Origin of the sequence: Citrobacter sp. 50677481, assembly GCF_001463265.1 — a bacterium.
GTDB classification, from domain to species: Bacteria; Pseudomonadota; Gammaproteobacteria; order Enterobacterales; family Enterobacteriaceae; genus Citrobacter_A; species Citrobacter_A sedlakii.
Map to the genome: position 1 here is coordinate 102,117 of NZ_LNHZ01000051.1, position 21,627 is coordinate 123,743.

Here is a 21,627-nt window from a genome sequence, read left to right on the forward strand (position 1 = left end):
GTTACTCATGGTCTGGATCAAGACGGCGGCGGCTTATGATGCGCAGCAGGCGCCACAACACCCATGCCAGCAATACCACGCTGATGGCCGCCAACACCGCTAACAGCACCGGATGATTTCCCAGCGCATACCACAGACGTTCAAACCACGGCAGATGTCCGACGTAATAAACATCACCCACCCGCAAGCTGTTGACGCCCGACTCGCGAATGACGGACACCGAACCAAACATCGCCGCACGTTTGCCGCTGTCGTTAATCGCTTCGTTCAGCAGTTCATAACCGCGCGGGCTGTCCGCCAGCAGGGCGATAACGCTGCGCTGATCGTTAAACGGCGACTGGAAGCCCACCACGGCGGCCATTGGGCCGCTCGACGTGACAGTGGCCTGCGCATCCGCTTTGCGGTCGGCCTCATCCGGCATGATCCCCGGGAAGGCGCTCTGGCGAAGCGGCGTTTTCACCCAGCTCTGCGCCGCCTGCACCAGCAGGTCAATACGCTTCTCATCCTTTAACTTGTCCGGAATCGTGCCAATAATCAGGATATCGGCATCTTTCCCCTGAATCTGGCTGCCGTCTTGAGTGATGGTCAGGTTGATGGCCGGGAAGCCGGTTTGCGCGCCAATCGTGCCCGTCGCCTCCAGCAGTGTTTCCATCTGCGCTTCATTCGGCGTTTTCGGCATCACGGCAATGGTGTCAGAAAGATCGGCCATTCGGCTGAACGGGAAACCCGCGTTCGCAAAGGCGCGCAGATCCGGCATCGCAATAAAGTGATAGTACTTCGAGAAGTCGATGGTCGAGTCGTCGCCGATCACCACATGGTTCGGCACCGGCTGGAAGGTAATACAGTTATCCACCGTACCGCCAGGCATTGGGTTCATGTACTCAAAGTCAAAACGCAACTGGTTCACCGCCCCCAGCTTCAGCGCCGGGATCGAGACGTCGGTTTTACCATCCAGCAGCCCTTGCAGCACCGGCAGACGCAGCAGCAGACGGTTGTTCTTTTCGTTGCTGGTGAGGCTAAAGGCTTGCAGGAACTGGTTATTCAGGCTGATATCCATGCGCGAACTGTCTTTGGTCGGCGGCGTGGTGTAACGGTAGTTGAGGTTCATATCAATACCGGTACTGCGCAGCAGATACAGGTCCGGCGGCAGGTTAAGGGAAACGTTGATGGCGGCGGGCTCGATGCCGCTGGACTGCAACTGCTGCTCATAGGTTTTCAGCTCGCCAAAGGTCACCGGACGATCGGTCCGCACCCAGTTCGGCGCATCGTACGGTTTACGCGCCAGCAGCGGTTTTACCTCGTTCACTTCGACACTGCTGCCGCGGAACAGAATGTTGCCCTGCGCAATACCTTTCGCCGCCTGCAGCAGATCGTTTTCATCACGCCCCATCACCACCAGAAGTTTTACGTAGGGGTTCTCCGGATGGTCGATCATCGCGATCGTCGGCGCTTTCACCGGCGGCTGCTCGCGCAGGAAGTCAGGACGGCTGTCGTTAGTGGCGAACACAATCGCATTCCGATCCGGCAGTTGATTATACAGCACCGGGAAGTGCTGCCCGCGCCAGCCTGAGCGGGAACCAAACCATGACGAGACGATAGAGGCGGCCTGCTGCAGTTTAAGATCGGGCGCGCCGGCGAAGATCATCGGCAACGTCATCGCACGGTTGTCGCGCGGATCAAAGAACGGAACCGGGAAGTGCGAGAGATCGTTTTTCACTTCCAGCGTCTGGTAGGTGAGATCGAGTACGCTGCTGCGACCTACATCCAGCCACAGCGTACTGCTGGACGGGTTTTCACATACCTGCTGGTAATGGCCGACAAACTCCAGCCGTACGCGGTTGAAATCAGTGATAAACAGCGGGTTGATGGGGATCTGCGCCAGCGTCTTTTTGCCAAGCTGTTCCTGGGTGACGGGTAGCACGCCCATGAGCTCATCATTCAGATAGACCTTGAGCTGGGACTGAACGGGCAGCAGCGATGGCGACGGCGTGTATTCCAGATTCAGCATCGCCTTCGTGACCACTTCATCACTGCGCATGCCAAATTCAATGCTGCCGTTCGGATTAACGCCGCGCAGCACCATACTGCCCGGCGGCGGCGCGATTTGCGCAAACGTCAGTTTCACATCACGCGAAGGACCATTTTGCGCGACGATCGGCGCATCCGCTCCCGGCACGCCCGGCATCACCTGGCCCACAGGCTGATTGTCGTCCGCCTGAACGGGAATGGCCGGGGCCGCGGTTGGCTCAGCCGCTGTCTGCGGTTGTATTGCTGGCGCCGCATTCGACATGAAACTGGGGATAGCGCTCACCCCCATTGCCATCGCACAAATCCAGGAAAGTTTTCTTTTCATCGCGTTATCATCATTGTTGAGCCATAACCTGAGCCGGTGGTTGCACCGCCATATCATCCTGCACCGGACGGCGAGGAATGAACGACACAATCCAGGCAACCAGAGACGTCAGAGACCGGAAAATTACTTTGACCGACGCTGGGGCAAATTCCGCAAGATGGCGATAGCCGCGGAACCCCAGTTTCAGAATATCGAGCAGGCTTTCCAGCGGTTTGTCTTCCGGATAGCTGTCCTGCCAGAGCGCCCATGTATCCGCACGGGCAAACGTACATTGCACAAAATCGATATGCTGTTTAGTGGTCAGCGGCATCAGTTGTAACCCCACCTGTTCACCCCATACGCGCGCCACCTGGGTGGGAAAGACATACTCCTGCTGTCCACGCTTGAGCAGTAAATTCACCTTTTGCCCTTCCAGTACCTGCGCCTGACCGTTGATTTTGATCCCCAGACCGCCGTCGGAGAAGTCATGCACGGTACACGAGAACAAATGACCGTCTTCGCGAGCAATCGCCGCTGGCATTGAGATCTCCACGCGGTGAGAACGGCGTACCTGTTTACTTTCCACTGACACCGCCACCGCGCCGCCGAGGATAATCAGGTTATAGAATACCCACACCATACTGACGATGACGGTGAGCATTTCGCTTTCCGGCCCGTAGAAATAACGCCAGATGCCTACCGCCACGCCGACCAGGTTAAGCAGCACCAGGAAGATATACGGACGGGAGATCACCCAGTCGACATACTCTTCTTCCACCAGCCCGCCTTTCGCGGTGACGTTAAATTTGCCCTTATGCGGATTAATCAGCGCCACCAGCGTCGGCGGCGCGATGTACCAGGCCAGCACCGTTTCGTAGATCTCACTCCAGAAGGAGTGGCGGTATTTTCCCTGAATCTTCGAGTTGGTCAGGCTGGCGTGAATCATATGCGGCAGTACGAACAGCGCAATCATCAGCGCGGGCGCGTAGATGATATAGGCATGCAGCAACAAGAACGCCAGCGGCGCGGTCAGGAAGATGAGCCGTGGGATCCCCGACAGGAAGTGGAACATCGCATTGACGTAGCATAACCGCTGGGCGAATTTCAGCCCTTTCCCGGTAAGCGGGTTGTCGAGGCGGAAAATTTGCACCATCCCGCGCGCCCAGCGGATACGCTGGCCGATATGGGCGGACAAACTTTCGGTCGCCAGCCCCGCCGCCTGCGGAATACGCATGTAAGCCGAGGTGTAACCGCGACGGTGCAGACGCAGCGAGGTGTGCGCATCTTCGGTGACGGTTTCGACGGCAATACCGCCTATTTCATCCAGCGGCTTACGGCGAATCACCGCGCAGGAGCCGCAGAAAAAGGTGGCGTCCCACATGTCGTTGCCGTCCTGCACCAGCCCATAGAACAGCGTGCCTTCGTTGGGGGTTTTGCGGAAGCGGCCAAGGTTACGTTCGAACGGGTCCGGCGAGAAAAAGTGGTGCGGCGTCTGCATCATCGCCAGTTTTTTATCTTTCAGGAACCAGCCCATGGTCATTTGCAGGAACGAGCGCGTCGGCACGTGGTCGCAGTCGAAGATCGACACGAATTCGCCTTTGGCGTACTTCAGCGCATTGTTGATGTTCCCGGCCTTGGCGTGCTCATGGGTGGTGCGGGCGATATAGTGGACCCCGACATTCTGGGCAAACTGGCGAAACTCTTCCCGCCCGCCGTCGTCGAGAATCCAGATGTTGAGCTTATCTTTCGGCCAGTCGATGCCCAGCGACGCGTAGATGGTGTTTTTCACTACGTGCAGCTCTTCGTTGTAGGTCGGAACGAAAATATCCACCGACGGCCACTGCGTCATATCCTTGGGCAACGGCACCGGCTGACGGTTGAGCGGCCAGACCACCTGGAAGTAGCCCAGTACCAGCACAATCCACGCGTAGGTTTCGGCAAACAGCAGGATCAGTCCACAAACCAGGCTTACCGGATCGTCCCAGTTCAGGGTGGACGTGTAGCGCCACCAGATATAGCGACATGATACGGTCAGCGACAACACAATCAGCATCAGCGCCGAGAAACGCCCCGGCATCCGCCGTACAATCAGCGCAACGCCCCATAGCAGCATCAGGAAGATAAACTGCGCCAGCGGGTTGAACGGCTGCGTCACGCAGATCAGCGCCAGTATCAGCGAGAAAGTGACAATAATCCCAATGATTAAACGGCGCGCGCCTGCGCTCAGATGCCCCAGTTCCTTTTGCTTATCAAGATGGGTTGTGTTTTGCGTGACCCGTTCAGGCAGTTTATCCAGCCACTGATGATAACGGCCCCGGACGCCTTCCAGGCGGGAAAAGGTCTGCCAGCGCGGTTGGGCCGTTTGTCGACGCGAGGCGGTCGCCATCAGCCAGAGCGTTTGAATAACGTAGCGGGCGGGATCTAACGGGCGCGGACGAGCGGCGTTGATATGCGGGTAAAGCGCCTTGTGCGCAGCGCGGATCCGCTGCCAGCGCGGATGCTCCAGCGGGATGAATACCCATGCCAGAACGGCCCAAAAACAGCCCAGGGCCGCGCTAAACGCTGGCGCGCCATGACGACGGTAGCCCTGATAGCGCTCGCTCAGGCGCGCGCTGACCGGCGGGATAAGCAACCACCGGGACAGGATACTCATGTTGCGCTCCCGGCGGCGTCTTTGCGGCCTGAATAATGCAATAAACACCAGTTCGCCAGCGTCAACACTTCTTCGGCGGCCAGCGAATCGCTGCGGTATTCTCCCAGTGGCTGTTTCGCCGCCATGCATTCGGCCAGGGCTTCATCGCGATGAATGACCATCGGCAGCAGCCGACGCTGGCTTTGGAGCCAGACCTGGTAAAGATCGTCCTGCATCTGGCTGCCAATGCGTAAATCGTTAATCAAAATATGCGAACCGGCGGGCAGCGCCTGCTGATGCAGGCGAATATGGCAGTTGGCATCGGCTTTGACGACCGCCAGCGTACGATCGCAGGCGTTGACCAGTTGGCGAGTGAGCGGCGCGGCGCCGGTGGGCAAATCGAGTAAAATCCAGGAATACCTGCCGCTCTCTTTTAGCCGTTGGAGGCCAGGGACAATCTCGCCGAGCCGTTCCTGCCATTGATCGGGATAGTCACGTTCCTGCGCCGTGAGCTGGCCAAACGGCAGCAAATCGAGCTGCGAGGTATAGCGCATTCCGCCTTCGCGCCAGTCACGCCCGTCCAGCAGCGCTCTGGCCCAGCCGTCGCGATGCACAAAGTCGACATTAAATGACAGGCGTAGCAAATTATCGGGGCATGCATCCACCACCAGGACGTTTTCACCTAACAGTTGTAATGCCCAGGCCAGCGCCGCAGTGATAGACGTCGTGCCTACGCCACCACGGATGCCCTGAAGTCCCAGAATAGCCATCCACGACTCCCTTATTCTTGTTGCGCAAATTCAGCCAGCAGCGGCCAGCGTTTAATCGCAGCGGCAAGCTGTTCACGTTGGGATATATCGGTGTAATCGAATTCAGGCAATGAAAAAGCCTGGCTCAGGGCCAGGAAATCGTTTTGAAAGGTATAGCCTAAAGCTGAATCAGGCAGCGTATCGGGTTCGTTGTCAGACATATTTTTTATCCCTTTGAATATACTCGCCATGCTTCAGACATTTTTTCTGTTTGCATTCAGCCCCCTTCCCAACGAAAATTGATGGCGTCAGAATCCGCGCATTTTCTGATTTTTCATCACTCAAAGAATACGAGTCATGGAATCGGAAAGGCCGACGTAAAGAGGCTTCCTGCCAGCCAAATTGATTCACATGCTAAATCTGATACGTTTTAATTTCAATGTTAGGTTTATTTCTGCGCTTTCGCTAGTAAACTGATAAGCAGACAAATAGCGACCCGAGGAACGCTGTGGACCCAGTATTTTCAATAGGTATCTCATCATTATGGGATGAACTTCGCCATATGCCAACTGGCGGTGTCTGGTGGGTTAACACTGATCGCAGTGAAGATGCTATCAGCCTGGCGAATCAAACGATTGCTTTTCAAACCGGGACTGCAAAAGTCGCGGCGATGAGTATGGGCAGCGATCCAGGGAAAGTTTTCAAATTAGACGAAACGCAAGGTCCGGAAAAAATTCAGTTATTTTCGATGCCAGATTCAGAGAAGGGACTATACTTTATGTCCCGCGATATACTCTGCTCAGTTGATCCTACCCATTACTTATTCATCCTTATATGCGCAAATAATGCGTGGCAAAATATTCCAGCGGAACGATTGCGTCAGTGGCTGGATAAAATGAATAAATGGACACGTCTTCATCGTTGTTCTGTTCTGGTGCTTAACCCTGGGAATAATAATGACAAACAGTTCTCGCTGTTAATGGGGGAATATCGCTCGCTGTCTGGTCTTGCCAGCATGCGTTTTCAGGGCGACCAGCACCTGCTGGATATCGCCTTCTGGTGCAACGAGAAAGGAGTCAGCGCCCGCCAACAGTTGACCATTCGCCATCGCCAGGGTCGCTGGGAACTGGCGCAAGAGGCCGAAGCCGACATCCAGCCCCGCAGCGACGAAAAGCGGATCCTCAGTAACGTGACCGTACTCGAAGGTGCGCCGCCGCTGTCGGAGCACTGGAAATTATTCGACAGTAATGAAGCATTATTCAATGAGGCCCGTACCGCCCAGGCGGCGACATTGGTCTTTTCTCTCCAGCAAAATCGTCAGATTGAACCGCTGGCGCGCAGCATCCACACCCTGCGCCGCCAGCGCGGCAGCGCGCTAAAAATTCTTGTGCGGGAAAATATCGCCAGCCTGCGCGCCACCGACGAACGTCTGCTGCTGGGCTGCGGCGCCAATATGGTGATCCCGTGGAACGCCCCGCTTTCCCGCTGCCTGACGCTGATTGAAAGCGTGCAGGGCCAACAGTTCAGCCGTTATGTGCCGGAAGATATCACCACCCTGCTGTCGATGACCCAGCCGATGAAGCTGCGCGGCTTTCAGAAGTGGGATGTCTTCTGTGACGCGGTGAATAATATGATGAGCAATACCCTGCTCCCCGCCGACGGCAAAGGGGTGATGGTGGCGCTGCGTCCAGTGCCAGGTATTCGCGTGGAACAGGCATTAACGCTTTGCCGCCCACACCGTACCGGCGATATTGTGACCATTGGCGGCAACCGACTGGTGCTGTTTTTGTCGTTCTGCCGGGTCAACGATCTCGACACCGCCCTGAATCACATCTTTCCGCTGCCGACCGGCGATCTGTTCTCTAACCGCATGGTGTGGTTCGAGGACAATCAGATCAGCGCCGAACTGGTGCAAATGCGTCTGCTGTCGCCGGAGCTGTGGGGTCAGCCGCTGCCGCTCACCCAGGAGGTCAAACCCGTACTGAACGCTGAACACGATGGTAAGGTCTGGCGTCGAATTCCTCAGCCGCTGCGCTTACTGGACGATGAAATGGAGCGTTCATCATGATGACCATCAGCGATATTCTGCAAATCATCGTCGTCTGCGCGCTGATTTTTTTTCCACTGGGCTATCTGGCGCGTCATTCTCTGCGCCGTCTCAGCAACACCGCCCGTCTGCTATTTGCTAAACCTCGTTATGTCAAACCGGCCGGAACATTGCGCCGCACGGTAATTCCCAGAGCGACCAAAAAATGACTCAACATACTCAACACGCCTCGCCGCCTTCGCCTCTCTGGCAATACTGGCGCGGACTTTCGGGCTGGAATTTCTATTTTCTGGTGAAATTTGGTCTGCTCTGGGCAGGCTATCTTAACTTCCACGCCCTGATGAACCTGGTGTTCATGGCGTTCCTGCTGATGCCGATTCCGCGCTACAGCCTGCATCGCCTTCGCCACTGGATCGCCATTCCGATTGGTTTTGCCCTGTTCTGGCACGATACCTGGCTGCCAGGGCCAGAGAGTATAATGAGCCAGGGCTCCCAGGTCGCGGCGTTCAGCACTGACTATATGCTCGATCTGGTCACCCGCTTTATTAACTGGCAAATGATCGGCGCGGTGTTCGTGCTGCTCGTGGCGTGGCTGTTTTTGGCGCAGTGGGTTCGCGTCACCGTTTTTGTGGTGGCCATAATGGTCTGGCTAAACGTTCTGACGCTGGCGGGGCCGAGTTTTTCACTGTGGCCTGCCGGTCAGCCGACCAACACCGTCACGACCACCGGCGGTACCGCGGCGGCCACGATCGCCACCGCTGAAGGCGCGCCGGTTGTCGGTGATATCCCGGCGCAAACCGCGCCACCGACGTCCGCCAACCTCAACGCCTGGCTGAACACCTTTTACAACGCGGAAGCAAAACGTAAAACGCCCTTCCCGGCGGCGCTGCCGGAAGATGCCCAGCCGTTTGAACTGCTGGTGATCAACATCTGCTCGCTTTCGTGGTCCGATATCGAAGCGGCGGGGCTGATGTCGCATCCGCTGTGGTCGCATTTTGATATTCAGTTTAAGCACTTTAACTCGGCGACCTCTTACAGCGGTCCGGCGGCGATTCGCCTGCTGCGCGCCAGCTGCGGTCAGCCGTCACATACCAATCTGTATCAACCAGCCGGCAATGAATGCTATCTGTTTGATAATCTGTCGAAACTGGGCTTCGCCCAGCATCTGATGATGGGACACAACGGTGAGTTCGGCGGCTTCCTGAAAGAAGTGCGCGAAAACGGCGGTATGCAGGCTGAGCTGATGGATCAGAGTGGTTTACCGGTGCCGCTGTTGGGCTTTGACGGCTCGCCAGTCTATGACGATACGGCAGTGCTTAACCGCTGGCTTGAAACCACCGAAAAGGACAAAGATTCGCGCAGCGCAACCTTCTATAACACCCTGCCGCTACACGATGGCAACCACTATCCTGGCGTGAGCAAAACGGCGGATTACAAAGCGCGTGCGCAGAAATTCTTCGATGAACTGGATGCGTTCTTTACGCAGCTCGAGAAGTCTGGCCGTAAAGTCATGGTGGTGGTGGTGCCGGAACATGGCGGGGCGCTGAAAGGCGACAGAATGCAGGTCTCCGGTCTGCGCGATATCCCCAGCCCGTCGATCACCAACGTCCCCGCCGGGGTGAAATTCTTTGGCATGAAAGCGCCGCATCAGGGCGCGCCGATTGAAATCACCCAACCGAGCAGCTATCTGGCCATCTCAGAACTGGTGGTGCGCGTGCTCGACGGCAAGATCTTCTCCGAAGATCCGGTTGACTGGACGAAGCTCACCAGTAATCTGCCGCAAACCGCGGCGGTCTCGGAAAACGCCAACGCGGTGGTGATTCAGTACCAGGATAAACCCTACGTGCGCCTGAACGGCGGCGACTGGGTGCCGTATCCACAGTAAACGAAAAAGGCCGCAAGGATATCCCTGCGGCCCGGTTCGGGCGCATGTTGCCACTGCGGCAGGCAGACGCCCGTCAGAGGATTACTTCCTGCTACGTAACCAGTTCACAACCATTCCCGCGATTATACCCGCGATGGCTGGAGCCGCTAAATCGTGCCAGAAGGCAATGCCTAACTGAATCAGCGTCATATAGCCGCCTGTGTTGCAATGGCAACCGTTCGCGGCTATCCTTGAATTGTTGAGGTTCAAGATTAGCCCCCGTTTTGTTGCCAGGTTTTTACCGAACAACGTGCGGGGGTTTTCTCTTTATCCAGCAACAAACGCCGCCAGGGATCAAGCCCCCGCAACGTTGCGCCTCACCGGGTTGCCCCGGCTTGCTGCGGATTCTACGGCAAGCGGTTTGCCTACACATCCGCCCGTGTTTTACTCTGCGTGGCGTCTCGCAAATCCTCAATCGGCTGGCAGTGTCTCCTGCGCTTCTGTAGAATTGCGTCCCCTTGCGGCCATGACGCCGTGAAGGCTATTTCTGGCAGGGGACTTCTGCAGCACGACACATCACTTTCTCATCTTAACGGCTCAGGCGAACAGGTTTCGCGCAGACTTCCTTTTACCCGCTACGACTTTGGTTGGGTATTGCTGTGCATTGGTATGGCGATTGGCGCGGGTACGGTGTTGATGCCGGTGCAGATTGGACTTAAAGGGATTTGGGTATTTATCACCGCGTCGCTTATCGCTTATCCGGCGACCTGGATCGTACAGGACGTGTATCTCAAAACGCTTTCGCAAAGCGAAACCTGCCATGACTATACCGACGTCATTAGCCATTATCTCGGCAAAAACTGGGGCGTTTTTCTCGGGGTGATCTATTTTTTGATGATCATCCACGGCATCTTTATTTATTCGCTTTCCGTGGTATTCGACAGCGCGTCTTATCTGCGTACCTTTGGCCTGGCCCAGACCGATCTCTCCCAGTCGCTGCTTTTTAAAGCGGCCATCTTCGCAGCGCTGGTCGCTATCGCCTCGGGCGGCGAGAAACTGCTGTTCAAAATCTCCGGGCCGATGGTGGTGGTAAAAGTGGGGATCATCGTGGTATTTGGCCTGGCGATGATTCCACACTGGAATTTCGCCAATATCACCGCCTTTCCCCAGGCATCGGTGTTTTTTCGCGACGTCTTGCTTACTATTCCGTTCTGCTTCTTTTCGGCAGTGTTTATTCAGGTGCTGAATCCGATGAACATCGCCTATCGCAAGCGCGAGGCCGACAGGGTGCTGGCAACCCGGATGGCAATTCGCACCCACCGCATCAGCTATATCACGCTGATTGCGGTGATTCTGTTTTTCTCTTTCTCGTTTACCTTTTCCATCAGCCACGAAGAAGCGGTGTCGGCATTCGAGCAAAACATCTCCGCCCTGGCGCTGGCGGCTCAGGTTATTCCCGGTCCGGTGATCCATATTACCTCGACGGTACTGAATATCTTCGCCGTCCTGACCGCGTTTTTTGGTATTTATCTCGGCTTCCACGAGGCAATGAAAGGGATTGTGCTGAATCTGCTGGGTCGTATCGTCAACGTGGAGCGCATTCCTTCGCGCATGATCACGCTTGGGATCTGTGCGTTTATCGTGACGACGCTGGTGATTTGGGTCTCATTTCGCGTGTCGGTGCTGGTGTTCTTCCAGCTCGGCAGCCCGCTATACGGCATTGTCTCCTGCCTGATCCCTTGCTTCCTGATATACAAGGTCGCGCAACTGGAAAAACTGCGTGGCCTGAAAACCTGGCTGATACTGCTGTACGGCGTACTGCTGTGCCTGTCGCCGCTGCTGAAATTGATTGAGTAGCAGAGAAAAGGCCGGATCAAGCGCAAGCGCCATCCGGCCTTGCGGGAAGGTTATGTCACCGGCTTCTGCCCATTCTCGTCCTGATCGACAGCAAAACAGGCGACCAGTTGACCGTTGTACTCCTTCAACTGCGGCTGCAACTGGGTGCACGGGCCGAAGCGACGGCGGCAGCGCGCATTGAACGCGCAGCCGGGCGGTGGATTCAGCGGGCTGGGCAACTCGCCGGTCAGTTTGATACGTTCGCGACGCTCGTCCGGATTCAGACGCGGCGTGGCGGAGAGCAGCGCCTGCGTATACGGATGGCGCGGGTTGTTGAAAATTTGCTCCTTCGTCCCTTTCTCGACGCAACGGCCCAGATACATCACCATCACTTCATCGGCAATGTGCTCAACCACCGACAGGTCGTGGGAGATAAAGACGTAGGACAGCCCCAGATCCTGCTGCAAATCCATCATCAGGTTCAGCACTTGCGCGCGGACAGAAACGTCAAGCGCAGAGACCGGCTCGTCGGCAATCACCACGTCCGGGTCCAGCATCAGACCACGGGCAATGGCGATACGCTGACGCTGGCCGCCGGAAAACATATGCGGATAGCGATCGTAGTGTTCGGTTTTTAGCCCCACTTTCGCCATCATTGCCAGCGCTTTTTCGCGACGCTGCGCTTTGCTGAGCGACGTATTGATAAGCAGCGGCTCCTCCAGAATCTGCCCCACTTTCTTACGCGGGTTCAGTGAACCATACGGGTTCTGGAACACAATCTGGATTTTCTGCCGACGCAGCTTCTGCGCCTGCGGGTCGTGCTTGAGCAGATCCTGCCCCTGATAGTACAGCTCGCCGCCGGTCGGCGTTTCGATCATCGTCAGCAGACGACCGAGCGTCGATTTCCCGCAGCCGGACTCGCCCACCACCGCCAGCGTTTTACCGCGCTCAAGGGTGAACGACACGCCGTCCAGCGCTTTCACCAGCCGTTCAGGAGAAAAGATCCCTTTCTTCACTGGATAATGTTTTTTCAGGTCGATGGCCCGCAACAGCGGCTGTTGCAAGGTGGCCTCGTGCGTACTCATAGTGTGGGCCTCCCGGCATCATCGAGTGGGTAGTGGCATTTTGACTGACGTCCGCCGTCCAGTTGGTTCAGCGCAGGTTCTTCTGCGCGGCAGCGATCGGTGGCATAGGGGCAGCGCGGATTGAGCAGACAGCCCGTGGGACGGTCGTATTTCCCTGGCACCACACCCGGCAAAGACGCCAGCCGCGCTTTGTCCTGAGCGAACTCCGGCAGCGCGCGAAGCAGCGCCTGGGTGTACGGATGACGCGGCGCGCGGAAGATATCGTGCGCATCGCCCGTTTCCACGACCTGACCGGCGTACATCACGATGATTTTATGCGCCGCTTCCGCCACCAGCGCCAGATCGTGCGTAATCAGCACCAGCGCCATGTTCTCTTTCTGTTGCAGTTCCAACAGCAGCTCGATGATTTGCGCCTGGATAGTCACGTCCAGCGCCGTCGTCGGTTCGTCGGCAATCAGCAGTTTTGGCCGACAGGCAATGGCCATCGCGATCATCACGCGCTGGCTCATCCCGCCGGAAAGCTGATGCGGATACACGTCCAGACGCGACGCCGGGTCCGGTATCCCCACCTGTGTCAGCAGGTCGATGGCCCGCTGACGGCGGGTTTTCTTGTTGCCGCCCTGATGTACCTTGATGGCTTCCATGATCTGGAAACCGACGGTGTAGCAGGGGTTCAGGCTGGTCATCGGGTCCTGGAAAATCATCGCCACTTCGGCGCCCACCAGGTTGCGCCGCTCTTTCTCAGAGATGCGTTTCAGATCCTGATCGTTAAACACCAGGTTTTCGGCGTTTACCCGCCCGGGATAGTCAATCAGCCCCATTATCGCCAGTGAACTGACGGACTTACCGGAACCTGATTCGCCAACGATACCGACCACTTCGCCCTGATTCACGCTGTAACTAATCCGGTCTACGGCGCGGAATTCGCTGCCTTCGTCGCCGAAGTGCACCGATAATTTATCTACATTTAATAACGCCATCTCGAACCTCTTACTGCTTCAGCTTGGGATCGAGCGCATCACGCAGACCGTCACCCATCAGGTTAAATGCCAGCACCGTCAGCAGGATCGCCAGACCCGGAAAGGTCACGACCCACCAGGCGCTTTGCGCAAACTGCAACACGTCGGAGAGCATGGTGCCCCACTCCGGCGTTGGCGGTTGCGCACCCATGCCGAGGAAGCCGAGTGCGGCCATATCGAGAATGGCGTTAGAGAAACCGAGCGACGCCTGAACGATCAGCGGCGCGAGGCAGTTCGGGAAGATATTGATGAACATCTGACGCATCGCGCCAGCGCCCGCCACGCGGGAAGCCGTCACGTAGTCGCGGTTCACCTCCACCAGCACCGCCGCGCGGGTAAGCCGGACATAGTGCGGCAGGGCGACAAAGGTCAGCGCCAGCGCGGCGTTACCGATTGACGGCCCAAAGACCGCTACCAGCACCAGCGCCAGCAGCAGGCTCGGCAGCGCCAGCATGATGTCGACCACGCGCATAATGACGTTATCAACAATGCCGCCAAAGTAACCGGCAATCAGCCCAAGCACGATGCCCATCACCAGCGACAGCACCACCACCAGGCAGCCGACCAGCAACGACAGGCGCGCGCCATACATCAGTCGCGACAGCACGTCGCGACCCACATCGTCGGTACCCAGCAGGTGCGCCAGACTCCCGCCTTCCTGCCAGGCCGGCGGCGCGAGCAGCGCATCGCGAAACTGTTCCGCCGGGTTATAGGGCGCAAGAACGTTGGCGAATACCGCAATCAGGATCATGATGACGACATACGCCAGGCCAACAACCGCGCCTTTGTTGCGTTTGAAATAGTGCCAGAACTCCTGTAGCGGGGTCATCGGCACCGGTGCGGCAATAACTTTATTTTCAGTAACCTGTGACATGATGGCCCCTTACTTCTTATGACGAATACGCGGGTTCACCACGCCGTACAGCAGGTCAACCAGCAGGTTGACGAGGATAATCATCGTCGCCACCAGCAGCACCCCGCCCTGTACCACCGGGTAATCGCGTCGTTGCAGCGCATCAATCAACCAGCGTCCGAGGCCAGGCCACGAGAAGATGGTTTCGGTCAGAATGGCGCCCGCCAGCAGCGTGCCCACCTGCAGGCCAATCACGGTGACCACCGGCAGCATGGCGTTGCGCAGCGCGTGAATAATAATGACCCGCATGCGGGTCAGCCCTTTGGCGCGGGCGGTACGAATGTAGTCTTCACCCAGCACTTCCAGCATCGACGAGCGGGTCATACGCACGATGACCGCCAGCGGAATCGTGCCGAGGACCATTGCGGGCAGAATCATGTGCGCAACCGCATCAATAAAGTTGCCCTCTTCGCCCCAGATGGCGGTGTCGATCAGCATAAAACCGGTCAGCGGATTGGTATCGTCAAGAAACACCATGTCGCTGACACGCCCGGAAACCGGCGTCAGGTTCCAGTGTACGGAGACCAGCATGATCAGCATCATCCCCCACCAGAAGATCGGCATGGAATAACCTGTCAGCGCCAGGCCAACAGCGGTGTGATCGAAAATGGACCCGCGCTTGACGGCGGCCAGCACACCGACCGGAATGCCTACCGCGGTGGCGAAAATCATGGCGCAGACGCCAAGTTCCAGCGTCGCTTTAAAGCGCGGCACGAACTCGTCCCACACCGGCAAACGGCTTTTCAGCGAGATGCCTAAATCACCCTGCATGACTCCCCAGATATAATGGAGGTACTGCTGCCACATCGGTTTATCGAGACCGAGTTCAGCCAACAGTTGAGCATGACGCTCAGGGGAGATACCACGCTCACCCGCCATGATCATCACCGGATCGCCGGGGATCATATGGACAAACGCGAAGGTGAGAAGGGTGATACCGATAAACGTAGGGATGACGAGTCCCAAACGTCGGAGAATGAACTGCAACATAACCCGGATTCTCTCTCAGGACGCACGGCGTGGAACCGTGAGTCTGTATTGCTCACAAATCTTATCCCTTCCCGCTTACAGAGAAGGAATAAAGCACTGCTGCCGGGTGGCGCTACGCCTGCCCGATCTTCGGAGGCGTAGCGCTTACCTGACGATAGCGTTTAATTATTCGACAGAGACGTTATCGAAGTGGTGTTTGCCTAACGGATCCACCACATAGCCTTTGACTTCTTTACGCACCGGCTCATATACGGTGGAGTGAGCGATGATCAGGGCCGGTGCCTGCTCGTTCATTACCACCTGAGCTTGTTTGTACAGTTCAATACGCTTGTTGTGATCATCGGTGGCGCGCGCCGGCTGAATCAGATCTTCAAACGGCTTGTAGCACCAGCGAGAGTAGTTGGAACCGTCTTTCGCCGCCGCGCAGCTGAACAGCGTCGCGAAGAAGTTGTCCGGATCCCCGTTATCGCCGGTCCAGCCCATCATGACCGCCTGATGCTCACCCGCTTTGGCGCGTTTCAGGTACTCACCCCACTCGTAGGTGACAATTTTGGCCTGCACGCCGATCTTCGCCCAGTCCGCCTGAATCATCTCCGCCATACGGCGCGCGTTCGGGTTGTAAGGACGCTGTACCGGCATTGCCCACAGTTCGACGGTGAAACCTTTGTCCTGCCCTGCTTCTTTCAGCAACGCTTTCGCTTTCTCAGGGTCGTAGGTGTAGTCTTTGATATCGTCGTTATAACCCCACATGGTTGGCGGGATCAGGTTCTTGGCCGCGACGCCCGCGCCCTGGTAAACGGCTTTGATGATCGCTTCTTTGTTCACCGCGTAGGTCAGCGCCTGACGCACTTTGACGTCATCAAACGGTTTCTTCTCGGTGTTGAACGAGAGGTAACCCACGTTCAGACCCGCCTGCTCCATCAGATTGATGTTTTTATCCCGCTTCATGCGCGCGATGTCTGCCGGGTTCGGATACGGCATCACCTGGCATTCGTTCTTCTGCAGTTTGGCATAGCGCACAGAGGCGTCAGGCGTGATGGAGAAGACCAGGCGGTCAATTTGCGGCTTGGTGCCCCAATAACCGTCAAAGGCTTTATAGAGGATACGGGAGTCTTTCTGGTACTGCTGCAACTGGAACGGACCGGTGCCGATAGGGTTCAGATCCACTTTTTCCGGCGTACCGGCTTTCAGCATGTTGTCCGCATATTCTTTAGAAAGAATAGAGGCAAAGTCCATCGCGAGGTCGGCGAGGAACGGCGCTTCCGGACGCGTCAGCACAAACTGGACGGTCATATCGTCCACTTTTTTCACTTCGCTGATCAGATCGGGCAGGCCCATCCCTTCGAAATATTCATAGCTGCCGCCGGACACTTTATGGTACGGGTTTTGCGCGTTTTTCTGACGATCGAAGGAGAAGACCACGTCGTCGGCGTTCATGTCGCGCGTCGGTTTGAATTCTTTGCCGGATTGCCACTTCACGCCAGAACGGAGGTGGAAGGTGTAGGTTTTCCCGTCTTCACTGATTTCCCATTTTTCCGCAAGGCCTGGGATCACTTCGGTAGTGCCGGTTTTAAATTCCACCAGACGGTTATAGATTGGTACTGAACTGGCATCATAGGTGGTGCCAGAGGTAAAGAGTTGCGGGTTGAACCCTTCAGGAGAACCTTCTGAACAATAGACCAGGGTTTTAGCCTGTACGCTTGCTGCGACGGTCATAGCCACCAGGCTCAGACCAAGCTTCAGCATCCCTGACTTCTTCAAGGAAATACTCATTCTTCTGCTCCAAATGTGATGTTGTTGTTTTACCCTTTGCAGTGGGTTAGCGCCGCCTGGCCTTTTTTATTTTTGACCGGCCGGGTCGGCGTGATGAGGTGGGGATTCCATTCACTTAAACGACTGAGTTGCAGCGCGGATTCTCCATGAAATGCCCCTCATGCCCTACAATCTGTCAACAGAATGTGAAAACGTCAATACAGCTAACCGCGTTTTACGACAACGGTGAGAATTGACAAACAAAGATTAAAAAAACTCCAGAGGGGTATTTTCAGCAGAGAAATTTATGCTACGCGCGTAATGCCAGAATATAAAACTTAATATTTCGCAACATTTGGTGATTAAGTTTTGTGCAGATTATGAAAAATTTCTGACGAAATGCTGTATATCTGAGCGATTAATGCCATGAACGTTAAAACGCACAGCGGAAAATGCTGGGGTCAGCCATAAGTAACGCAAAAAAAGATTGATGCAAAGATAAAAAAAGACAATGGAATATGTCACAAAATCGTTAACGAATAGTGAGAAGTAAGGCGCAATTTTTGTAGCAAAAATGAAGATGGCAGAGTTTCGAATTGGGTCGGTGATCGCTCGGGTCGAACCTCTTCCCCCGGAGGTTCTCATCCTCATTGGCTTCAAATGCAAAAAACCCTGCTCGTTGAGCAGGGTTTTAAATTTGGTCGGTGATAGAGGATGACTCGCCACTGCGTGGCTCACCCTGCGGGCCGTTGCTGACGCAACGTTCTCTCGCTTCGCTCGGGTCGAACCTCTTCCCCCGGAGGTTCTCATCCTCATTGGCTTCAAATGCAAAAAGCCCTGCTCGTTGAGCAGGGCTTTAAATTTGGTCGGTGATAGAGGATTCGAACCTCCGACCCCTTCGTCCCGAACGAAGTGCGCTACCAGGCTGCGCCAATCACCGAATGCGGGGCGCATCTTACTGCTCAGGCGCGCCCCCGTCAATCCCTTAGTCGCAAAATGCCATTTAATCGGCGAGAAAGTCGTCAGGCCGCTTATTGTGCGGCAACTTTCTTCCCGTCAGGGACATGGCACCAGTTGTTATACTCGTTAATCCCGCCGTTGGGCGAGGTGTATCCGAGACAACCCATAATCGTGTCGTACAGCTCAACGTGACGACGCGGCACCTTCATTTCCGCCTCTTTCTTCAGATGCGCGAATGCCTGCGCGTTGGCCGGATTCTCGAGATATTTGTCCGACATCCAGACCATCATCGGTACGCGGAACTGCTCCGGCGGCGCCAGCTTACGCGGCGTGCCGTGCAAATGCTCGCGCTCGTTAATCGATTCGCCGTGATCCGCCGCGTAGAACACAATCGCTTTCTTATCGCGCACCTGATCAATCACCCTATCGATAAAGTGGTCCACATAGGTTATGGAGTTATCGTAAGAGTTAATCATCAGGTCCTTCGGACACTTACGGTCGATGGCATAACATTCCGGCTTCCACTGGGCGAACTCGCGCGGGTAGCGCTGAGTGTAGTTGTAGTGGGAACCTTTGGTATGCAACACAATCAGATGTTTGCCCTGCGGGTTATTCTCCAGGGAACGCGAAACTTCGTTCACCAGCAGCATATCATCCACCGCTTTGCCCCGGTTGCGCGGCTCCGCAGCGATCTGCTCGCGATAGGCGATGTTGTCGGCCATCGTGTTACTGTAGAACCACATCTCGCTCTGCATCGCGTACAGATCGGCGCTAAAACCTAACTGTTTAAGCACTGCAAATACGTTTTGCTCTTTCAGCGTGCGCTGTGGATTATCCTCCGCCCCGCCCTGACGCACGAACATGCAGCGCAGCGACAGCTTGGTGGCGGTATCGCAGGAGTAGCCGCGGTACATTGCCAGATTCTTCTCTTTCGCAAGCTTCGGCGTGGTATCACGTTCATAGCCCAGCATGCCCATGTGATCCCAACGCGTGGTTTCGCCAATGATGAAAATCACGTAGGTGTCATCAAGATTCTGGGTTGGCGTATACGTGAATTTTTTCGCCGGATTGATAAGCGATTTGTTATCTGACGATTCATCAACCTGCGCCCAGGCGTACAGGCCCAGTGCGGACAGCCAGTTTGTTGGCAGATACGAGTTCGCCAGCACCCCGCCGTAGCTTGGCATGTCGACGCCAGCGATGCGATCGGCGCGCTTCTGGTGCAGCTCCAGCAGGCGAATCGGCGCCCACACCAGAAAAGCCGCCATCAGAACGGTGAGCGCGCTGCGCCAGCGTACTTTTGGCGTACAAAGCTGACGCAAAAAGGTGTCCGTCGAGCGGTTAAACCAGATCAACACCAGCGGGATGAGGCTTACGCCAGCCACCCAAAGAATAAACGTCCAGCCAACAACCTCTTTTGACAGGTCGATATCGGTGGTCATAACTGAAGCCACAATACCGTAACCAATCATGACATTCATAAAGGTCATGTAATAGCTTGCGCCAGCGGAGATCAGCACCAGTAGCGAAGCCAGAACGCGCCAGGCCGTACGGCCTAACAGGGAAAAGAGACGTAAAAAGAAGAAGGTAGCCAGTACAGTGCCAGCCAATTCAACAACCGCGGCGATTCCATTCCATACGGTAAAATCCTGCGCATAACCGTCAAACCGACGGAAATAAACCGCGCCATTCATAAACAGACCGATATAGACAGCAAGCAAAATGCTCAGCTTTTGCTGCGTCATCGACGTAATGTATTTCATGCAAGCAAGCCCTGGAAATCGAGGGGTAAACACAGCCTGCGCTTCGGCTAACCCAGCCGGGCAGGACAAATTGCGAAGGTAGTCAGACAGGAAAGATCTACACGCGCGGCTAAGTAGACCACAAGGAAGGGAAAAAGTGGCAGCAGATAATGTGATCGAAGCAGATTTTTACAAATATTCAAGTTTGAAAACGGATTTTTCACGCGACTGCTAATAACAAAAAGACCAGCCACGCGGCTGGTCCTGTCATTGTTTATTTTATTCAGGCATGCGCCATATTCATCACATCGCGTTTTGGTTGGCGAATGGTGGTAGACAGCGCCAGCGAGAGAATCAGCAGGGCGAAAATCACGCAGAAGGTGACGTAGAAGCCACCGAACAGCGAGGCGATGATCGAACCGCAGATGCTGCCGATGCCAAAGCCGAGGTAAATCACGCCATAGTTTTTCGCCAGATTATTCAGGCCGAAGAATTCGCTCACCAGCGACGGGAAGACAGTGATGGTGCCGCCAAAGTTAAAGGCGACGCAGGCAATAGCGGCAAAGAAGGTCATCGCGTTCAGCGGCGCAAACAGCAGAGCGGCCATCCCCACCAGCGACACCACCTGGCCAATCGTAATAACGCGAATGCGGGCAATTTTGTCCGACAGGATCCCCAGCACCAGACGACCAGACAGGTTTGCGATAGAAATAACCGTCACCGCATTGGCCGCAGACGCGACGTCCATATGCGCCAGGCCCTGCGCAATATCTTTCGCCACGCCGATCACGTACAAACCGCTCATACACGCCGTCAGGAACATGACCGCCAGCATCCAGTACTGCGGTTTACGCATCGATTGCGCCAGCGTGTAATCATTTTCCACAACGCCATTCCTGGTTTTGACCTCCTGGTTCGGCGCATCTTTCATCAGCGTGGCGCCAAAGACAATCATTACCAGCACAATCGCGCCCCAAATTACGAAGGTTTTTTCCAGACCGACGGTCGCCAGCAGTTGACTGTCGATGAATTTAAAACCCAGGCTGCCCAGACCATAGGAGCCAATGGCGAAAGCGGAGATCAGCCCCTTGCGCTCCGGGAACCACTTCACACAGTTGGACAGGGTTAACAGGTAACCTGCGCCATCCGCCAGTCCTACCAGCACCCCAGCGCTCAGCCACAGCATCATCAGATTCGAAGAATGTGCGGTCAGGAAGAAGCCCAGCCCAAGCAAAATGCCTGACGCCATCGTCACCCGTTTAACGCCAAATCGTTCCTGTAACTTTCCGGCAACGGAAGATGAAATCGCCAGCCCCAGACTTAGCAGGCCAAAAGAGAAGGCGACCTGGCTGACGGGTTCATCCAGTTTTTCGGACAGTACGCCGTTAAACAGGCTCCAGGTGTAAACAGAACCCAGGGCAAACTGCGTAATAATGGTGCCGATAAGGGTCAACCAACGGGTGCGCTGATACGTTGAAGTTTTCATGGCAGTATTCCTGCATAAACAAAAGGGGAAATTCACTGCTGACAACCATAACGAAATGCATTTTATGCGGGGAAAAAACGGCATGAAGTGCCGTCAGAACGGAATGAAATGCCTGGAATCTGGAATGAATGACGAGACATATATTCAGCAAGCTGATTTTTATATTGTAAGTTAGTACCCACTATCATCACATACCATGTTATGTCTAAGGTGTAGTTGT

General features: G+C 55.6%; 16 protein-coding genes, 1 tRNA gene and 1 other RNA gene. 4 read left to right on the plus strand and 14 right to left on the minus strand.

Annotated features, from left to right (window positions below):
* Nucleotide 1: 1 nt before the first annotated feature.
* The 4 genes from bcsB to bcsR are packed head-to-tail and all read right to left on the minus strand — an operon-like array spanning nt 2 to nt 5,934.
* Nucleotides 2-2,353 carry a cellulose biosynthesis cyclic di-GMP-binding regulatory protein BcsB gene (gene bcsB / locus APU02_RS13080; RefSeq protein WP_060570221.1) on the minus strand — a complete coding sequence of 784 codons (2,352 nt, stop codon included), beginning with the start codon at nt 2,351-2,353 and terminating at the stop codon, nt 2-4.
* 10 nt (nt 2,354-2,363) lie between these two features.
* Nucleotides 2,364-4,985, minus strand: a complete 2,622-nt coding sequence (gene bcsA / locus APU02_RS13085) for a UDP-forming cellulose synthase catalytic subunit (protein WP_060570222.1) — start codon at nt 4,983-4,985, stop codon at nt 2,364-2,366.
* Nucleotides 4,982-5,734, minus strand: coding sequence for a cellulose biosynthesis protein BcsQ (gene bcsQ / locus APU02_RS13090; protein WP_060570223.1), 753 nt, complete (start codon nt 5,732-5,734; stop codon nt 4,982-4,984). Before bcsQ ends, bcsA begins: the two co-directional genes overlap by 4 nt.
* Nucleotides 5,735-5,745: 11 nt before the next feature.
* Nucleotides 5,746-5,934, minus strand: a complete 189-nt coding sequence (gene bcsR / locus APU02_RS13095) for a cellulose biosynthesis protein BcsR (RefSeq protein WP_042286759.1) — start codon at nt 5,932-5,934, stop codon at nt 5,746-5,748.
* Between the two features lie 287 nt (nt 5,935-6,221).
* Here bcsR and bcsE point away from each other — a divergent pair, with 287 nt between their 5' ends.
* The 3 genes from bcsE to bcsG are packed head-to-tail and all read left to right on the plus strand — an operon-like array spanning nt 6,222 to nt 9,645.
* The gene (bcsE, locus tag APU02_RS13100; RefSeq protein WP_042286763.1) at nt 6,222-7,781 is read left to right on the plus strand and encodes a cellulose biosynthesis c-di-GMP-binding protein BcsE; all 1,560 of its coding nucleotides are present in this window, start codon (nt 6,222-6,224) and stop codon (nt 7,779-7,781) included.
* Complete coding sequence (bcsF, locus tag APU02_RS13105) at nt 7,778-7,969, plus strand: cellulose biosynthesis protein BcsF (RefSeq protein ID WP_042286766.1); 192 nt, start codon at nt 7,778-7,780, stop codon at nt 7,967-7,969. Before bcsE ends, bcsF begins: the two co-directional genes overlap by 4 nt.
* Nucleotides 7,966-9,645, plus strand: a complete 1,680-nt coding sequence (gene bcsG / locus APU02_RS13110; protein ID WP_060570224.1) for a cellulose biosynthesis protein BcsG — start codon at nt 7,966-7,968, stop codon at nt 9,643-9,645. Before bcsF ends, bcsG begins: the two co-directional genes overlap by 4 nt.
* A gap of 81 nt (nt 9,646-9,726) precedes the next feature.
* Here bcsG and APU02_RS25830 read toward each other — a convergent pair whose 3' ends face one another.
* A complete protein-coding gene (locus APU02_RS25830; RefSeq protein ID WP_012908207.1) occupies nt 9,727-9,834 on the minus strand; it encodes a type I toxin-antitoxin system toxin Ldr family protein in 108 nt (35 codons plus the stop codon).
* Between the two features lie 459 nt (nt 9,835-10,293).
* Between APU02_RS25830 and APU02_RS13120 the strand changes: the two genes are divergently transcribed.
* The gene (locus APU02_RS13120; RefSeq protein WP_239692869.1) at nt 10,294-11,481 is read left to right on the plus strand and encodes an amino acid permease; all 1,188 of its coding nucleotides are present in this window, start codon (nt 10,294-10,296) and stop codon (nt 11,479-11,481) included.
* A 50-nt stretch (nt 11,482-11,531) separates the two neighbouring features.
* On the opposite strand, the gene dppF is transcribed toward APU02_RS13120, so the two are convergent.
* The 9 genes from dppF to APU02_RS13165 all read right to left on the minus strand — a co-directional run bounded on the left by dppF (nt 11,532) and on the right by APU02_RS13165 (nt 21,407).
* On the minus strand, nt 11,532-12,545 hold the full coding sequence (gene dppF / locus APU02_RS13125; protein ID WP_042286774.1) for a dipeptide ABC transporter ATP-binding subunit DppF: 1,014 nt from the start codon (nt 12,543-12,545) through the stop codon (nt 11,532-11,534).
* The gene (gene dppD / locus APU02_RS13130) at nt 12,542-13,525 is read right to left on the minus strand and encodes a dipeptide ABC transporter ATP-binding protein (RefSeq protein ID WP_042286777.1); all 984 of its coding nucleotides are present in this window, start codon (nt 13,523-13,525) and stop codon (nt 12,542-12,544) included. Before dppD ends, dppF begins: the two co-directional genes overlap by 4 nt.
* A gap of 10 nt (nt 13,526-13,535) precedes the next feature.
* Entirely contained in the window at nt 13,536-14,438 is a 903-nt protein-coding gene (gene dppC, locus APU02_RS13135; protein WP_042286779.1) for a dipeptide ABC transporter permease DppC, read from the minus strand.
* A 9-nt stretch (nt 14,439-14,447) separates the two neighbouring features.
* Nucleotides 14,448-15,467 (minus strand): dipeptide ABC transporter permease DppB, encoded by a 1,020-nt coding sequence (dppB, locus tag APU02_RS13140; protein ID WP_042286783.1) that lies wholly within the window; start codon nt 15,465-15,467, stop codon nt 14,448-14,450.
* A 165-nt stretch (nt 15,468-15,632) separates the two neighbouring features.
* Nucleotides 15,633-17,240: a dipeptide ABC transporter periplasmic-binding protein DppA gene (gene dppA, locus APU02_RS13145; RefSeq protein ID WP_060570225.1), complete on the minus strand. Its 1,608-nt coding sequence runs from the start codon at nt 17,238-17,240 to the stop codon at nt 15,633-15,635.
* 677 nt (nt 17,241-17,917) lie between these two features.
* Nucleotides 17,918-18,050: non-coding RNA, RtT sRNA (locus tag APU02_RS13150), on the minus strand.
* A gap of 32 nt (nt 18,051-18,082) precedes the next feature.
* Nucleotides 18,083-18,159, minus strand: a tRNA-Pro gene (locus APU02_RS13155).
* A 91-nt stretch (nt 18,160-18,250) separates the two neighbouring features.
* Nucleotides 18,251-19,942 (minus strand): kdo(2)-lipid A phosphoethanolamine 7''-transferase, encoded by a 1,692-nt coding sequence (gene eptB, locus APU02_RS13160; RefSeq protein ID WP_060570226.1) that lies wholly within the window; start codon nt 19,940-19,942, stop codon nt 18,251-18,253.
* A 262-nt stretch (nt 19,943-20,204) separates the two neighbouring features.
* Nucleotides 20,205-21,407, minus strand: coding sequence for an MFS transporter (locus APU02_RS13165; RefSeq protein WP_060570227.1), 1,203 nt, complete (start codon nt 21,405-21,407; stop codon nt 20,205-20,207).
* Nucleotides 21,408-21,627 lie beyond the last annotated feature (220 nt).

Excerpts from the sequence above, each read along its gene's own strand:
- bcsF (WP_042286766.1), top strand. The coding sequence starts at position 7,778 with ATGATGACCATCAGCGATATTCTGCAAATCATCGTCGTCTGCGCGCTG.
- dppB (WP_042286783.1), bottom strand. The coding sequence starts at position 15,467 with ATGTTGCAGTTCATTCTCCGACGTTTGGGACTCGTCATCCCTACGTTT.
- bcsQ (WP_060570223.1), bottom strand. The coding sequence starts at position 5,734 with ATGGCTATTCTGGGACTTCAGGGCATCCGTGGTGGCGTAGGCACGACG.
- APU02_RS25830 (WP_012908207.1), bottom strand. The coding sequence starts at position 9,834 with ATGACGCTGATTCAGTTAGGCATTGCCTTCTGGCACGATTTAGCGGCT.
- dppA (WP_060570225.1), bottom strand. The coding sequence starts at position 17,240 with ATGAGTATTTCCTTGAAGAAGTCAGGGATGCTGAAGCTTGGTCTGAGC.
- eptB (WP_060570226.1), bottom strand. The coding sequence starts at position 19,942 with ATGAAATACATTACGTCGATGACGCAGCAAAAGCTGAGCATTTTGCTT.
- dppD (WP_042286777.1), bottom strand. The coding sequence starts at position 13,525 with ATGGCGTTATTAAATGTAGATAAATTATCGGTGCACTTCGGCGACGAA.
- bcsB (WP_060570221.1), bottom strand. The coding sequence starts at position 2,353 with ATGAAAAGAAAACTTTCCTGGATTTGTGCGATGGCAATGGGGGTGAGC.
- APU02_RS13165 (WP_060570227.1), bottom strand. The coding sequence starts at position 21,407 with ATGAAAACTTCAACGTATCAGCGCACCCGTTGGTTGACCCTTATCGGC.
- APU02_RS13120 (WP_239692869.1), top strand. The coding sequence starts at position 10,294 with ATGGCGATTGGCGCGGGTACGGTGTTGATGCCGGTGCAGATTGGACTT.
- bcsG (WP_060570224.1), top strand. The coding sequence starts at position 7,966 with ATGACTCAACATACTCAACACGCCTCGCCGCCTTCGCCTCTCTGGCAA.
- dppF (WP_042286774.1), bottom strand. The coding sequence starts at position 12,545 with ATGAGTACGCACGAGGCCACCTTGCAACAGCCGCTGTTGCGGGCCATC.
- bcsA (WP_060570222.1), bottom strand. The coding sequence starts at position 4,985 with ATGAGTATCCTGTCCCGGTGGTTGCTTATCCCGCCGGTCAGCGCGCGC.
- dppC (WP_042286779.1), bottom strand. The coding sequence starts at position 14,438 with ATGTCACAGGTTACTGAAAATAAAGTTATTGCCGCACCGGTGCCGATG.
- bcsR (WP_042286759.1), bottom strand. The coding sequence starts at position 5,934 with ATGTCTGACAACGAACCCGATACGCTGCCTGATTCAGCTTTAGGCTAT.